The organism is Paraburkholderia monticola (assembly GCF_001580545.1).
Classification (GTDB): Bacteria; Pseudomonadota; Gammaproteobacteria; order Burkholderiales; family Burkholderiaceae; genus Paraburkholderia; species Paraburkholderia monticola.
The window spans coordinates 136,377-151,307 of sequence record NZ_LRBG01000012.1 but is presented as its reverse complement, the minus strand read 5'-3'; the positions used below and the strand labels follow the sequence as shown (position 1 = coordinate 151,307).

Annotated in this window: 9 protein-coding genes and 1 pseudogene; 8 read left to right on the top strand and 2 right to left on the bottom strand. The window is 62.2% G+C overall.

The window, feature by feature from the left end; all coding sequences use genetic code 11:
* The first annotated feature begins 10 nt into the window (after positions 1-10).
* The 7 genes and pseudogenes from CI15_RS15365 (at position 11) to CI15_RS15335 (ending at position 7,864) form a co-directional block, all read left to right on the top strand.
* The gene (locus CI15_RS15365) at positions 11-931 is read left to right on the top strand and encodes a branched-chain amino acid ABC transporter permease (protein ID WP_062129365.1); all 921 of its coding nucleotides are present in this window, start codon (positions 11-13) and stop codon (positions 929-931) included.
* 8 nt (positions 932-939) lie between these two features.
* A complete protein-coding gene (locus CI15_RS15360; protein ID WP_062129186.1) occupies positions 940-1,914 on the top strand; it encodes a branched-chain amino acid ABC transporter permease in 975 nt (324 codons plus the stop codon).
* Positions 1,911-2,681, top strand: coding sequence for an ABC transporter ATP-binding protein (locus tag CI15_RS15355; RefSeq protein ID WP_062129185.1), 771 nt, complete (start codon positions 1,911-1,913; stop codon positions 2,679-2,681). Before CI15_RS15360 ends, CI15_RS15355 begins: the two co-directional genes overlap by 4 nt.
* On the top strand, positions 2,678-3,388 hold the full coding sequence (locus tag CI15_RS15350; RefSeq protein ID WP_062129184.1) for an ABC transporter ATP-binding protein: 711 nt from the start codon (positions 2,678-2,680) through the stop codon (positions 3,386-3,388). Before CI15_RS15355 ends, CI15_RS15350 begins: the two co-directional genes overlap by 4 nt.
* 94 nt (positions 3,389-3,482) lie before the next feature.
* Positions 3,483-4,364 (top strand): beta-keto acid cleavage family enzyme, encoded by an 882-nt coding sequence (locus CI15_RS15345; RefSeq protein WP_062129183.1) that lies wholly within the window; start codon positions 3,483-3,485, stop codon positions 4,362-4,364.
* A 29-nt stretch (positions 4,365-4,393) separates the two neighbouring features.
* Positions 4,394-4,717: pseudogene (locus CI15_RS15340) on the top strand (transposase); the annotation flags it as partial.
* A 201-nt stretch (positions 4,718-4,918) separates the two neighbouring features.
* Positions 4,919-7,864 carry an HD domain-containing phosphohydrolase gene (locus CI15_RS15335; RefSeq protein WP_062129181.1) on the top strand — a complete coding sequence of 982 codons (2,946 nt, stop codon included), beginning with the start codon at positions 4,919-4,921 and terminating at the stop codon, positions 7,862-7,864.
* A 9-nt stretch (positions 7,865-7,873) separates the two neighbouring features.
* On the opposite strand, the gene CI15_RS15330 is transcribed toward CI15_RS15335, so the two are convergent.
* Positions 7,874-10,924, bottom strand: coding sequence for an ATP-binding protein (locus tag CI15_RS15330; RefSeq protein ID WP_153041116.1), 3,051 nt, complete (start codon positions 10,922-10,924; stop codon positions 7,874-7,876).
* 1,142 nt (positions 10,925-12,066) lie between these two features.
* Here CI15_RS15330 and CI15_RS35345 point away from each other — a divergent pair.
* Positions 12,067-13,827 carry a YadA family autotransporter adhesin gene (locus tag CI15_RS35345; protein ID WP_075643704.1) on the top strand — a complete coding sequence of 587 codons (1,761 nt, stop codon included), beginning with the start codon at positions 12,067-12,069 and terminating at the stop codon, positions 13,825-13,827.
* Positions 13,828-14,088: 261 nt separating this feature from the next.
* On the opposite strand, the gene CI15_RS15320 is transcribed toward CI15_RS35345, so the two are convergent.
* A complete protein-coding gene (locus tag CI15_RS15320) occupies positions 14,089-14,808 on the bottom strand; it encodes a response regulator (RefSeq protein WP_062129363.1) in 720 nt (239 codons plus the stop codon).
* Between the last annotated feature and the right edge of the window lie 123 nt (positions 14,809-14,931).

The window sequence follows — 14,931 nt, the reverse complement described above, 5'->3', positions numbered from 1 at the left end:
CAAGGGCAGCATGACACCTGCACTCTTCATCATGCAGTGCCTGAACGGCCTGCAACTGGGCGTGCTGTTGTTCCTGATGGCGGCCGGCCTCACGCTCGTGTTCGGCATCATGAACTTCGTGAATCTCGCGCACGGCTCGCTTTACATGATGGGCGCGTTCATCGCGGCGACCATCTATAACCACACCGGCTCGTTCGCGCTCGCGGCGTTGCTGCTCATTCCAGCGATGCTGTTGCTCGGGCTCGTCGTCGAATTCGTCGTGTTCAGAAAGCTCTACGAGCGCGATCACCTCGATCAGGTGCTCGCCACGTTCGGCCTGATCCTGTTCTTCAACGAACTGGCGCGCATGATCTGGGGCGCGTCGCCGTACTACATGGAAGTGCCGGACGCGCTCTCGGGCACCGTCGAGCTATTCGGCATCACGTATCCGGCCTACCGCTTCGCGATCATCGTGGTGGGCCTCGCGGTGGCGGCGGGCTGCTATCTGCTGATCCACAAGACGCGCTTCGGCATGCGGATTCGCGCGGGCTCGACGCATCGCGCCACGGTCGGCGCGCTCGGCGTGAACATCGTGTTGCTGAACGCGCTGCTGTTCGGGCTCGGCGCAGTGCTCGCCGGTATCGCCGGGCTGATGGCCGGCCCGCTGCTGTCGGTGCAGCCCGGCATGGGCGAGCCGATCCTGATCCTGACGATGGTGGTGATCGTGATTGGCGGTATCGGCTCGGTGCGCGGCGCGTTTCTGGCCGCGTTGATCGTCGGCGTCGTCGATACCGTCGGCCGCACGTTGCTGCCGGCGTTACTGCGCGGCCTCCTCGAACGGAGCACGGCCGACACCGCCGGCCCCGCGCTCGCGTCGATGCTGATCTATCTGATGATGGCGGCCGTGCTGGCGATTCGCCCGCAAGGTCTGTTTCCGGTCCGGCACGGGTGATGGCACCTATGAAGTTTTCCCTTCGCACGTTCGTGCCCGCGCTGTTGCTCGCGGCATTGGCGCTCGTTCCGCTGTACGCGTGGCTGACGCAGCAACCGTTCTATCTGACGCTGTTCGGTCGCATCGTCATCTTCGCGATCGCGGCCGTCTCGCTCGATCTGCTGATCGGCTATGGCGGCATGGTGAGTTTCGGCCACGCGCTGTTCCTCGGGCTCGGCGCGTATGTGGTCGGCATCATGGGCTATGTCGGCATCGACAACGGCTTCGCCCATCTGGCCGTCACGTTGGCGCTGTGCGCTGCGGTGGGTCTCGTCACGGGCCTGATTTCGCTGCGCACGTCGGGGGTCGCGTTCATCATGATCACGCTCGCCTTCGCGCAGATGTTCTATTTCCTCGCGGTGAGCCTGAAGCGGTTCGGCGGCGACGAAGGCCTGCCGATCGCCTCGGGCAGCCATTTCGGCGGCGTGACGCTCGACAACCCCAACGTCCTCTACTACGTCGCCTTCGCGGTGCTGTGCGTGTGCCTGTGGGCCGGCGCTCGCATGGTGAACGCGCGCTTCGGCATGGTGCTGCGCGGCAGCCGTCAGAACGACCGGCGCATGCGCGCGCTCGGTTTCGCAACGCTGCGCTACAAGCTGGCCGCCTATGTGATCAGCGCGATGGTGTGCGGCGTGGCCGGCATGCTGAATGCCAACCTGACCCACTTCGCTTCGCCGGCCAACATGGCGTGGACGGCCTCGGGCGACCTGATCGCGATGGTCGTGCTGGGCGGGCTGGGCTCGCTCGTCGGGCCAGTGATCGGCAGCGCGGCGATGCTGCTGCTCGAAGAACTGCTCAAGGGCTACACCGAACACTGGATGATCGTGTTCGGACCGCTGATCGTCGTCACCGTGCTGTTGTCGCGCCGCGGGCTCTACGGGCTGCTGGGCGATCTGGAAGTGCGGCGCGCGCGCCGTGCGCTTCAAGTGGAGAGCAAGGCATGAGTCTGTTGCGCGTCGACCGGCTGGTCAAACGGTATGGCGGTCTCTGCGCCACCGATCATTTCTGCGTCGAGGTGCAGGCGGGCGAACTGCACGCGATCATCGGCCCGAACGGCGCCGGCAAGAGCACGCTGATCGGGCTGCTCGCCGGCGAACTGGAGGCCGACGAAGGCACGATTCATCTCGACGGTTTCGACATCACGTCGATGTCGATCGAGCAGCGCGTGCACGCCGGGCTGGCGCGCTCGTACCAGATCACGTCGGTCTTCCCCGAGTTCACGGCGCTCGAGAACGTGGCACTCGCCTGCCAGTCGCTGCAGGGACACAGCTTTCGCTTCTGGCGCGCGGCCGCCAGCGACGCCGCGCTGCGCGAACCCGCGAAGGCGCTGCTCGCGCGGGTGGGACTCGCGGGTCGGATGCACGTGGAGGCCGCGGCGCTCGCGCATGGCGAACACCGGCAACTGGAACTGGCGATGGCGCTGGCGGGCCAGCCTCGACTGCTGCTGCTCGATGAACCGATGGCGGGCATGAGTCAGGCGGAATCGGCGCAGATGACCGAACTGCTCGCCGATCTGAAGGGCGAGCACGCGATCGTGCTGGTCGAGCACGACATGGACGCCGTGTTCGCGCTGGCCGATCGCATCACGGTGCTCGTCAACGGCCGCGCGCTCGCCTGCGGAACGGCCGACGCCATCCGCGCCAACGCCGAGGTGCGCGACGCCTATCTCGGCGACGAGCGCTGCAACGAAACGACCGGAGCCGCGCGATGAATCCGCTGCTGTCCTTATCCAACGTGAATGCGTTCTATGGCGCGAGTCAGGCGCTATTCGGCATGTCGCTCGACATCGAGCCGGGCGCATTCGTCACGCTGCTGGGGCGCAACGGCATGGGCAAATCGACCACCGTCAAGGCGATCACCGGGCTCGTGCGTTGCGCGAGCGGCGCCATCCGGTTCGACGGCAACGCCGTGCACGCGCTGCCGTCGCATCGGATTGCGAAGGCGGGGCTCGGCCTCGTGCCCGAAGGCCGCCAGGTGTTTCCGCGACTGACCGTGCGCGAGAATCTGCTTGCGACGGCGGTCAATCGCCGCGGCGCGGGCGAGCCCTGGACGCTGCCGCGTGTCTACGCGCTGTTTCCGCGTCTGAAGGAGCGCGAGAAGCACCTCACCAGCAATCTGTCGGGCGGCGAACAGCAGATGGTCGCGATCGGCCGCGCGCTGATGACCAATCCCAAACTGCTGATCCTCGACGAAGCGACCGAAGGTCTCGCGCCATTGATTCGCAGCGAAATCTGGCAGTGTCTGGCCCAGTTGAAAACGGGCGGCCTGTCGATCCTGTGCATCGACAAGAACCTCGCGCCGATGCTGACGCTTGGCGACCATCACTACATCGTCGACAAAGGGCGCGTTGCCTGGCAGGGCGATTCGACGGCTTTGCGGCAGGACATCAATCGTTTGCAGACCTATTTGGGCGTGTAGGCGTAGGCGTCCCCGCCGCCCGCGCGAAGTTTCCGTCGGCCCCGGCATTCGCCGCGGCTCATCGTCGTCGTATTCCCTTCCCTTCTGAACCGATATGCAATCGAATAAAACGATTCTTACCTGCGCGGTCACCGGCAACCTCACGAAGCCGGAACAGCATCCGGGACTGCCCATCACGCCCCAGCAGATCGCGAGCGCCTGCCTCGACGCGGCCCAGGCCGGCGCGGCGGTCGTTCACATTCACGTGCGCGATCCGCGGACCGGCCGGCCGTCGATGGATCTCGCGCTGTATCGCGAGGTGATGGAGCGCATCCGGGCGGTGGATGCCGAGTTGATCATCAACCTGACCACCGGGCCCGGCGGCCGCTTCATTCCGGACGATCACGAGCCGAAGCTCGCCGCCGCCGGTACCACGCTGATGGCGCCCGAGCGCCGCGTCGAGCACATCCTCGCGCTGCGGCCGGACATTTGCAGCCTCGACCTGAACACGATGAACTCCGGCAATGACGTGGTCATCAATACGCCGAAATCAGTGACGCGCATGGCGGCGGTGATCCGCGAAGCAGGCGTGAAGCCCGAACTCGAGATCTTCGATTCGGGCGACGTCCATCTCGCGCGTCATCTGATCGAATCGGGCGTGCTCGACGGCCCCGGCTTGTGGACCTTCGTGCTCGGCGTGAAGTACGGCTTCGCGGCCTCGCCCGAAACGCTTCTCTATGCGCGCAATCTGCTGCCGCCGGGTGCGACGTGGGCGGCGTTCGGAATCGGGCGCGCCGAGTTTCCGGTCGTTGCGCAATCGTGGCTCGCGGGCGGACACATACGCGTCGGCCTCGAGGACAACATCTACCTGTCGAAGGGTGTGCTTGCCGAGAGCAATGCGGTGCTGGTGTCGCGAGCCCGCGAAATCGTCACGTCGCTGGGCGGGGAACTGGCGTCCGCCCGTGAAGCGCGCGACATGCTTGGGCTTGCGAGATGAGTGCTTACGCCTGATCGACACGGGAAACTATGGACGCATTGACAGGCACGCGGCGCCGCAGGCGCTGGTCGGCGCAGCAGCGGCTGGCGATCGTGCGGGAGAGTTTCGCTCCGGGGCAATCGGTCGCGACGGTTGCGCGTCGGCACGGCGTGAGTTCGAGTCAGCTGTTCCGTTGGCGTAAGCGCTATAGGGACGGCAGTCTGTCGCCGTCAGAGTCCGGGCAGCGTGTCGTGCCGGCATCGGCACTGACCGATGCGCTCAGGCAGGTCCGCAAACTGCAACGATTGCTCGGCAGGACGATCGCCGAAAACGAAATGCTTCGCGAAGCGGTGGAGTACGGTCGGGCGGACAAATGGGCGGGGTGTGCGCCGCTACCGCCGGAAGATGACTAGCTGCCGCGATGTGAACGAGCAACCGACGTCCTCGAAAAAGAATAGGCATCGCCATCCACCGCCGGAATCAATATTATGAATAGGTCACTGCCATGAAGCGGCCGGCCACCCCGGGCTGGCGCGCTCGGCGGGAAGCGTGCTCACCTCGTCACGGAGGTAGAAATGAATGGACCCCGAGTCTTCCCGCTTCATTTCCTGATCTGGTTCGTGTTCGCGTTTCTGCTTCTGGTCGTGGGGGGCTCGATCGCAGGTGCTGGCTACCTGATCACGAGGGATACGCTTCAGTCCGCAGCTAGCGATTCCGCCCGGCGTATCGGCCGCGAAATGCTGGAAGACGTTCAAGGATATGTCGCGCCGGCAGAAATGGCCGTCACGCTGATCAGCCACAGCAGCCTGGCGGATGCCCAGACGCTCGATGCGAGAATGACGCGCCTTGCGCTGCTGCGCGACGCGCTGGACGCCACACCGGTATTGCAGTCGCTGTACGTGGGCTACGCGAGCGGAGACTTCTTCTATGTGAGGCGTCTCCAGGATGACGCAGTTCGGGCGATGTTCAGCGCACCGCAGAGCGCGGCCTATCTGGTGCAAAGCGTGATCCGGGGCGCGCAAGGCCCGGAAGGACGAAACATCTATCTGGACGCAGCATTGACGCCGATCCAGACAACGGACGCGGCGTCCTTCGCGATGCAATACGATCCCAGAACACGCCCCTGGTACATCGAGGCTGCCTCGGCGGGCGGCCTCATCCGGACCGCGCCGTACGTTTTCTTTACGGACAAGGGCGCAGGCGCGACGCTCGCGATTCCCGGCAGCAACAAGACGGCTGTCGTAGGCGGGGACATCCGGTTGGACATGCTGGGACAGATGCTTTCTCGCATGAGACGCACGGAACACACGCTGATCGCCCTGCTCGACGCCAACGGCCACTTGCTGGCCTCCGGCTCGGCCATCGGCGGGCGCTCGGGTGCGCACGTCGCACAAGGCAGCGCACTGCTACGACCGGCCAGCGAGTTCGGCATACCCATTCTCACGGATCTGGCGTCGCGAGCCGCTACGCTCGGCGCCGCAACGCAAATGCACGAGGTTGCAAGGATCGACGGCCGGGACTGGTACACGTGGGTCGAACGCCTCGCAACCGGTGGCGGCAAGCCATATTTCCTGGTATTGGCCATACCCGAGGACGAACTGCTGACGGGGGCGACCCGACAGGCGGAGGCGGCACTCGGGCTGACGATCCTCGTCCTGCTGGCCGCGATTCCGGTCACGTGGCTCTTCGCTCGCGCCATCTCCCGTCCCCTTCAGGTTCTGGCCGGTCAGGCCGGGGCCATCCGCAAGCTGGAGTTCGATGAGACTTTCGTCATCCGCTCGCGAGTCGCCGAGGTGAATGGTCTGTCGCGTGCGATGGACGAGATGCGGTTGGCTATCCGAAGGTTTCTCGACATCATGCGCGAGGTCGCCTCCGCACCGGATCTGGACCGTCTGCTGCCGATACTGATGAAGCGGATCATGGAGATAGTCGGCAGCCCGGCCGGTGCGCTCTACTTCATGCGTGACGAGACGATGGATCCGGTGTACGGCTGGAGCGGCGATACGGGGGACGTCACATCCGCGTTACAGGATATCCCCCTGGGTGCTGCGCCGCCGGCTGTGCGTCGGGCCATTACAGATGGCGTGGTTTTTTCGCGTGCGCTGGCGGATTCCGCGGTGTTGCCGGAGAAACTCCGTCCGCTGGTCTCGGACAACGCATCCCATGTCGTGATCGTCCCGCTGATCAATCGGGAGCGCGAGCTCGTCGCCGTGATGCTGTTGCTACGTGGCACGCCTTTCGAGGGCCCCGAGCAGGGCTTTATCAGTGCGCTGGCTGGACTGCTCGGCAATTCCATCGAGCTACGGGAGTTGCTGAAGACACAGCGCGAACTCTTCGACGCGTTCATTCGAATGATTGCCGGTGCGATCGATGCCAAGAGTCCGCACACGGGCGGGCACTGCACGCGAGTGCCCGAAGTGGTGAAACTGATTGCCCAGGCCGGTTGCGAGGCGCGCAATGGGCCTTTCGCCGACTTCGCGATGAGTGCGTCCGACTGGGAAGTGCTGCACGTCGCGGCGTGGTTGCATGACTGCGGCAAGGTGACGACCCCCGAGTACATCATCGACAAGGGCACCAAGCTCGAAACACTGTCCGACCGTATCCACGAGATCCGCATGCGCTTCGAGGTGCTCAAACGGGACGCCGAAATTCGATGCCTGCACGAAAGGCTTGCTGGCGAAGATGAAGCGACTGCGACAGCGAAGCGCGACGCCGAACTCCGGCAACTCGACGACGAGTTTGCCTTCGTCGCGGCATGCAACCGCGGCGCCGAGTCCATGGAGCAGACGCATCTCGATCGACTGAAATCGATTGCGTCGCGGACCTGGCTGCGCACACTCGATGACCGCATCGGTATCTCGCAGGAGGAGTTCGCGCGCAAACAGCGCACCGCGCCGGCGGGGTTGCCAGCGCTCGAGTCACTGCTCGCGGACAAGCCGGAACACTGCATCGAAAGGTGCCCATCGGACCGGATACAGCCCGACAACCCCTGGGGCTTCCTGCGCGACGAGCCCGACCTGCTTTACAACCGTGGAGAGCTCTACAACCTGTGTGTCGGACGAGGCACCTTGAGCAGGGAGGAACGCTACAAGATCGAGGATCACATCGTCCAAACCCAGATCATGCTGTCGCGCCTGAGCTTTCCCAAGTATCTGCGCCCCGTACCGGAGATTGCCGGCAATCACCACGAGACCATGGACGGTACGGGTTATCCGAGACGATTGAGAAAACAGGAAATGAGCACCCTTGCCCGCATGCTGGCCGTGGCCGACGTGTTCGAAGCCTTGACCGCGAAGGATCGCCCGTACAGGAAAGCGAAGACGCTGTCCGAAACGGTGCAGATCATGGCCTCGATGAAACAGCAAGGACAGATCGATCCGGATGTGTTCGAACTGTTTCTGACGTCCGGCGCATACCGGACCTATGCCGAGCGGTTCATGGCTGCCGAACAACTGGACGATGTCGATATCGGGCGATATGTCGGCTCGCGGCAGGAGCCCGCGGATTCGACCGAGGGCTAAAGCTGATGACTATGACGCTGCATGCATCACGCGCCGCGCGAGCGTCGCATAGGCGAGCGGCTCGAGACGACCGAGGCCATCCTTGACGCCACGAACGTCGTCGTTTCTGGCTTGCTGCTCCATCTGTGCACACGCATTCGCCACTTCGGTTTCCTGAATCATCGCGAACGAGCCGCGCAGCGCGTGGAGATGGGCAAGAACCGCTTTTAGATCGCCCAGTTCAATGGCGGCATACAGCGCCTCGAGCGATTCCTTCAGCCCCTGGCTGATCGCATGATGGATGGGCTCGGGCAATGGCCCTTGCGAGATGTCGAGCTTCGCTGCGGTGTCGATTGCGGGGCGCTTGCTAGCCTCGGTGACCAACCGCCGTACCGTCGCATCCATCGTGCCGAGCAGAACGGGCTTGAGCAGCACCTCGTCGATTCCGGCTCGCGTGCATCGCGCACGCTCTTCTGCCGCCACCTGCGCAGTAATGGCGATGATCGGCACCGTCGCGCGTTGATCGCGCAGGCACCGCGCGAGCGCGTAACCGTCCATCCCCGGCATATTGATGTCCGTCAACACGAGATCGTAGTGGCGCTCGTTGAAGCGCCGCAACGCTGCGCCACCGCTATCGGCCATATCGGCCTCAAAACCTAGCGTGGCGAGTTGCGCGACGATCAACTCCCGGTTTGCAAGCTGATCGTCGACCACGAGAATATGAACGGCGTGTGCGTCGATCCCGGCGGACTCCCATTCGGTTTTGCCCGCTCCTGAAGCGCTGGCCGGTGTGCCCGCACTCGCCGGAATGGGCAACGTTACGACGAAGGTGCTGCCTTCATTCAACTCACTCTTCACCAGGATCGTGCCATGCATCAGTTCGGTCAGTCGGAGACAGAGCGCGAGTCCGAGCCCTGTTCCGCCATAGCGCCGCGCAATCGAGGAATCAGCCTGGGTAAATGCGTGAAATAGCGTCTCCTGCTGCTGGGGCGTCATGCCGATACCGGTGTCGCTCACACCTATCACGATCGGCGAATCGTCGGCCGTGTCGTCCTTGAGATAGACCTCGAGCAGGACCTCGCCGGTGGCAGTGAATTTGATCGCGTTACTGACCAGGTTGATCGCGATCTGCCGGATTCTGGTTGGGTCACCCAGATAATGCGGCGCGAGCGCATCGTCGATCATGCAGTCGAATTCGAGTCCTTTGGCGTGGGCGACCGGTTCGAACATCGCGGCCACCTGGCGAATGACATCCCCGAGATCGAAGCTGATCGACTCGAGCGTCATCTGCCCGGACTCGACCTTCGAAAAATCGAGAAGGTCGTTGATGATCCCGAGCAGCGCGGTGGACGACGACGTAACCACCCCTACCCGCTCCTGCTGCGACGATGACAGCGCCGAGCGTCCGAGCAACTCGAGATTGCCGAGAATGGCATTGAGCGGGGTCCGTATTTCGTGGCTCATCATCGCGAGGAACGCCGATTTCGCCTCGTTGGCGGCGTCCGCTGCCGCACGCGCCTCGTCGAGCTTGCGCTCGGTGTTCTTCAGCGTCGTCACGTCTGAGAAACTGCAAAGCAGCACGTCTTGTCCTCGATACCTGGTCCGCACCATACTCACGAGCAGATCGTCGACGCGGCCGTCGGCAAGCCTGAGCGACATCTCCAGATCGGACTGCCACGCGGGTGCGCCGGCGCTGCGGTCATAGAGACTGAGCAGGCGCGCGTGCAACCTCGGGTCATCGGGATGCGTATTCGATTCGTAGCTGCGCATCAAGTCGTTCTGCAACAGCACGTCACCGCGCTCGAACGAAAGCAGTGCAAATCCAGAAGGCGCCGCGGCCACCATGGTGCGATTCAGGTTCTCGCTTTCGAACACCCGCTGCGAGCGCACATAGCCTGGGGTGAATATCCTGTGATCGAGCAGGAGCAGGAGTGTCCACAAGAACGCCGTCACCAGCAACATCGCCGCCGAGTAGCCCAGCAGACCTGGCCAAAGGTCGACCAGCATCGTGCGCCAGGTAAAGCCGTAGACGAGCTTCCAGCCCCCGCTCGTCACTGGACCACTTGCAATGAAGAGACCTCTCAGATATTGCCGAGTCACTCGCGTGGATTGCGGGGTCTGTTGTTCCACGCTGAGAATCCGGTCCGTCAGCCCGCGGGTGCCGCCCGTCGGGCCGGTGTCGAGGAGGATCACCTTGCCTGCTGGGTCGACGATCATCGAGGCTTCGTCATGGCGTGTCGAGGCAAGCTCTTCGCGCAGCACACTCACGGGAACGTCGCGAACGACAACGATAAATGGCCTTCCCTTCGAAAACGCGGGCATCACCACTCTGACCGCGGCTTCCCGGCCGAACGGATGCGCTGCCGGCGGGAACCACACTGGATCACGGTTGGCAAACCATCTGGCCGCAACGGCCGGGTCTGACAGATCGCCAATGTCGGGCGCGATGCGGCGCACGAGTTCATCGACATTTTTCACGCCATTCGATTTGAGCGAGTCGTCAACGCCTGGGACCGGAAAGATGGCAATGAAGCGGCGATCAGGCGTATAGACATAGCCTGAGGCACCAATCGGCTGCACCTTGGCGAAGGCGCTAACGCGGGGATTCAACTCGATGCCAAGCGCCAGAAACCGGTCAACTTCCGGGTCAGGCGGCGGTTGCGTAATATCGCCCAATACCAGCACCGAGTCGGCCCCCCGCCTCAGTTGCAGAACGATACGTCCATGTTGCGCGAAAAACCTGTCGACGAGCCCGTCTGGCGCGGCGGGATTCGCATCCCAGCTCTCTTCCGTGTGCCGGACGAAGGTCCGTAGCAGCGTTTCGACTTCGAGGATCTCCTGTTGAAGGCGCGTCCTCCGAACGGCGAAGTCGGTATAGCGATGCTCGATGTAGTCGTTGACCATCGAGTACAGCATCACGCCGGTAAGCAGCGCGATAATCAACGAAATCGCAATGCCAGCGCTGTAGAAAAACGTGCGCTGATGGCGACTCAGAACACCGGGCTCGTGATCTCCTGGCTGGCCTGTGGGCGCCCGGAGCGCACCGCCGTGCTTATCAGATTTTCCGATCTGCGATGGCATGATTGCCTTGCATCCAGCGAAAAAAGAGAGGGACTTTCAGCATCGTAAGGTTGTTCTCGCCTTTCTCTCGCGGTATCCGTTCTGGCTGTCCCGACCTCTCACTGAGACAAGTGTAATCGTCCGTTCTGCCCTGGCTGCAAGACCTGCTACAGGCCAGTTGCAAGCGCTCGCGTCCCCTTGATGGGCATCCGCTGATCGCGGTTCTGCCTGCCCGGCTCATCAACGCGTGAATCGCCGTTGGGCGCGTGAAGCACGCGTTCATGCCGGCTGGAATCCGTGCTTTCGGAATAATACGGCGATTCCGACTCGTTGCGTGTTTGACGTCGATCGGTTGGCCTGTGACGCGTAGCCGTTGCGGTTCGCGCCTGCCCTGGTATCTGCTGGTCTGGTGTTGCCATGGCCATTCCTCATGGATCGATGTCCCAGATAAAGGCGCCCGGTTCGCGAGTGGAGCGGCTCCACGTCCCTGGGGCCACAAGTGGCCTTCACGCAGGCCGGCCGAGGTAATCCACGCCATGCGAGAGCAGCAACGATTTCAACCGGCAACGTGTCTGCTTGAGATCGCCACCGTTCCACGTCGCCCACGCCGATCGCGTATGCAACCAGGATCGAATCCTTGCGGACATCCAGTCATACGTACAGGATGCTGTGGGCTTCCATAGTCCGCGTCCGAAAACTGACCGCCGAGTGGCGGCTCTGTCTCCACCCAATGCGGCTCTGGCAGCCATGCTAGCCCCCGCTCATAACCGCGCGGCTGCCAGCCTTGCCGAACGGGAGTCATACGGACTTCTACTATCTGTCGCCCCGTCGCATTGCAGGCGTTGCCACGCTTTCCGCAATAACAGGCAGTACCGCCCATCTCAAGCGCTGCAGGGGCCCAAATTCCCGCCGACGCGGATTCGGACCCGGCCTATTTTTGGCCCATCTCAAAAATATAAACTGAACCCAGTTAAAGAGATTTGCCAAAGGCCAGGCCTCGATTGACCAGGCGGAATCTCGCCGGTTCTTACTGCGGCCATGAGCTTGCGGAAACGTTATCGCCTCTGCTTTTGCGCCTGATATCGAGCAGCGAAAAATGGCAACGTCGATCTCTAGATAATTCGCAGAACTACGCTTCTCAAAACCTTAAAAGGAACGATGTCATGAACAAGTCATACGTCAGCGTCTGGAATGAAGCTCTTGGCTCGTGGGTAGCGGCCTCCGAAAACACGGTTGCGCGAGGCAAGCGTAGCAAGGCAAAGGTTTCTGCAGTTGTGGCGACTGCGCTGGTTTCGATCGCTGTGGCAGCATCTGGCGACGTATTTGCGGCCGGCGCTTTCAACGGAACTGGCGCGGGTATCTCGATCGGTGTGAGCGGTGCCACCGGCACCAAAGTCCCAACCGCCACTGCAGCCAACGACGTTGCAATCGGTCAGAGCGCGGTCGCTAGTGGCACCACTGCTGAAACCATCTCGGCTGCCACGGCTGTCGGTAATAGTGCCCATGCCACCGGCGAAGGCACTGCGGCCTTCGGTGCTAACGCCTCGGCCACCGCCATTGGTGCTACCGCCTTGGGCGCTGACAGCTCTGCGACCAACGCGTATGCGATAGCCATCGGCAACCACAGTGCCGCGGAGGGGGAGAGTTCGATTGCATTGGGCCGTAACTCGATTGCACAAGGTGATTATTCTGTTGCAGTGGGCACGGCATTCGCAATAGCTGACGGTGCCCTTGCGGCGGGACAGTATGCCCTTGCGGGTGCGGTCAATTCCGTCGCGCTCGGAGCTAACAGCTTTGTGGCAGGGGCCGATTCCGTAGCGCTGGGTTCGGAAAGCTCTGCGTCAGCGGCTAATTCGGTAGCGCTGGGCGCGGGCTCGACCACGACGGCGAACCTGGCCGCAGCGGCTTATAACGCGGGTTCGAGCCCCCTGTCGGGCACGGCGTCGGTGGCGAATGGCGAAGTGTCGGTGGGTTCGGCTGGCAAGGAACGTCGTGTGACGAACGTGGCAGCCGGTTCGGCTGCGACGGACGCGGTGAACGTCAGCCAGTTGCAGTCGGAAGCAGCAAAGTCCAATCTGACTGGTGCCAGCACCGCCGCGGCGCTGGGTGGAGGCTCGACCTATAACCCGGCTACGGGTGCGATTACTGCGCCGAGCTATAGCGTGGGCGACGCGGTCACCAACCTCGATGACCGGGTGACGGCGAACACCACGGACATCACGAAGCTCCAGACCCAGGTGGGCGATGTCGGCACGCAACTGTCGGGCGCGGTGCAGTATGACCGTAACATCGACGGTTCGGTGAACTTCGGTTCGGTGACGCTGGGCGGAAGCCAGAGCGCAGCTCCGGTGATCCTGACCAACGTGGCGAACGGCACGAGCCAGTACGACGCGGTGAACTTCGGCCAGTTGTCGGCCCTGCAGGACCAGGTGACGGGTTTGAACGGCCAGGTGACGGATCTCGGTTCCCAGATGTCCAACGTCCAGGCCGGCATCGAGGACCTCAATGCCTCAAATGCTTCGTCGTCGAACAGCGGCAATGGTGCAGTGGCGAATGCAGCGATGCCGGGTACGGCGAACACGGATGCAGTCAATGTCGGTCAGATGAACAGCTCGGTCGCACAGGGCGTTCAGCAGGCCAACAACTACACCGACCAGCGTATCAACGCGACCAACCAGGCGGTCAACAATCTCGCCAAGAACGCCTACTCGGGAATCGCCGCAGCCACCGCGCTGACCATGATTCCGGAAGTCGATCAAGGCAAGAAACTGTCGTTCGGTATGGGAGCAGCGACCTATAACGGTTACCAGGCGATCGCAATGGGCGGCACGGCTCGCATCACCGACAACATCAAGGTGAAAGCAGGTGTTGGGATGTCCCAGGGTGGTACGACTGCCGGGATTGGTGCCTCGTATCAGTGGTAAGCGGTTGGCGGGAACGGGCAGGTGTGCCCTCTCCCGCTTCTTCACGATCCCCAGACTGCTCTCGTGGGCACACAGTGGATATTTCAGAGAGGCCGAAGCGAGTTACCACCCGGTAACTCGCTTCGGCTTTTGCACAAAGAAGGCCCGTCAGCAATTTATGTCCGGGTCAACAATGGGGATGGCAGGACCGCGAATACGCAGGCATTCGATGAGCGTTCTGAATCTGTAAGTCTTCGGAAAGCCCAGGATCGCTTCCTGTGTTCATTCTGTGGAAGGAGGCGTGTCCGATGTCTTCTGCGACGAAGTCACCATTCCGTTATCCAGTGCATACCGGAACAGGTCGATTTCTCGCTCAATGCCGAGCTTTTCCATCGCTTTCATTTTCTGGGTACTGATGGTTTTCTTGCTGCGACTTAGCCGCTCGGCAATCTCGTTTACCGTCAGACCCGATGCAAAGAGACGCACAACTTCAGATTCGCGCTGACTCAGTACGTCCGAAGAACCCCTGCCACGGCGGTTCCAGTCGATCGACTGAACGATCTCGTTGATGGTGGGCGAATAATACTTGCCGCCGTGATGGACGGCATGCACGGCGGGGATAAGATGGGTAGCGGCGTCGGACTTGCTCACGATGCACGTTACACCTTGCGTCACGAGCGCACGTATGACTGCGGGGTTGTCCAGCATCGTTAGCACAACGATCTTGATGCCAGGATACCGGCGCTTTATCAGCGAAAACAGAGCAATCCCATCGCCGTAATCGCCCGCAGGCATTGCGTAATCGGAGACGAGAACGTCGCATTGCGTACTGGTGAGAAGCGCGATCAGTTCGGTCGAGTTTCGGGCTGTTCCTACCAGCCGGATCGAGTTCACATCTGCAAACTCGTGTTCGATACCGATCAGCATCATGGGGTGGTCATCAGCCAGGATGACCCGAATTTCGGAAGCGACCATATTGTCAGCATCAGTGAAATAGGACATTACTATCATAGCCACCTCGAACTCTATGTGCTCAGCGGGTTTACCTTCACACAATGCGATCCTTCGCTTTCCTATTGACCCAATACATGAGGTGTTTAACTCACCTTGTCGATGCATTGGCGC

What these genes read in the sequence shown, in the direction of transcription:
- CI15_RS15365 (WP_062129365.1), top strand. Translation starts at nt 11, where the DNA reads ATGACACCTGCACTCTTCATCATGCAGTGCCTGAACGGCCTGCAACTG.
- CI15_RS15360 (WP_062129186.1), top strand. Translation starts at nt 940, where the DNA reads ATGAAGTTTTCCCTTCGCACGTTCGTGCCCGCGCTGTTGCTCGCGGCA.
- CI15_RS15355 (WP_062129185.1), top strand. Translation starts at nt 1,911, where the DNA reads ATGAGTCTGTTGCGCGTCGACCGGCTGGTCAAACGGTATGGCGGTCTC.
- CI15_RS15350 (WP_062129184.1), top strand. Translation starts at nt 2,678, where the DNA reads ATGAATCCGCTGCTGTCCTTATCCAACGTGAATGCGTTCTATGGCGCG.
- CI15_RS15345 (WP_062129183.1), top strand. Translation starts at nt 3,483, where the DNA reads ATGCAATCGAATAAAACGATTCTTACCTGCGCGGTCACCGGCAACCTC.
- CI15_RS15335 (WP_062129181.1), top strand. Translation starts at nt 4,919, where the DNA reads ATGAATGGACCCCGAGTCTTCCCGCTTCATTTCCTGATCTGGTTCGTG.
- CI15_RS15330 (WP_153041116.1), bottom strand. Translation starts at nt 10,924, where the DNA reads ATGCCATCGCAGATCGGAAAATCTGATAAGCACGGCGGTGCGCTCCGG.
- CI15_RS35345 (WP_075643704.1), top strand. Translation starts at nt 12,067, where the DNA reads ATGAACAAGTCATACGTCAGCGTCTGGAATGAAGCTCTTGGCTCGTGG.
- CI15_RS15320 (WP_062129363.1), bottom strand. Translation starts at nt 14,808, where the DNA reads ATGTCCTATTTCACTGATGCTGACAATATGGTCGCTTCCGAAATTCGG.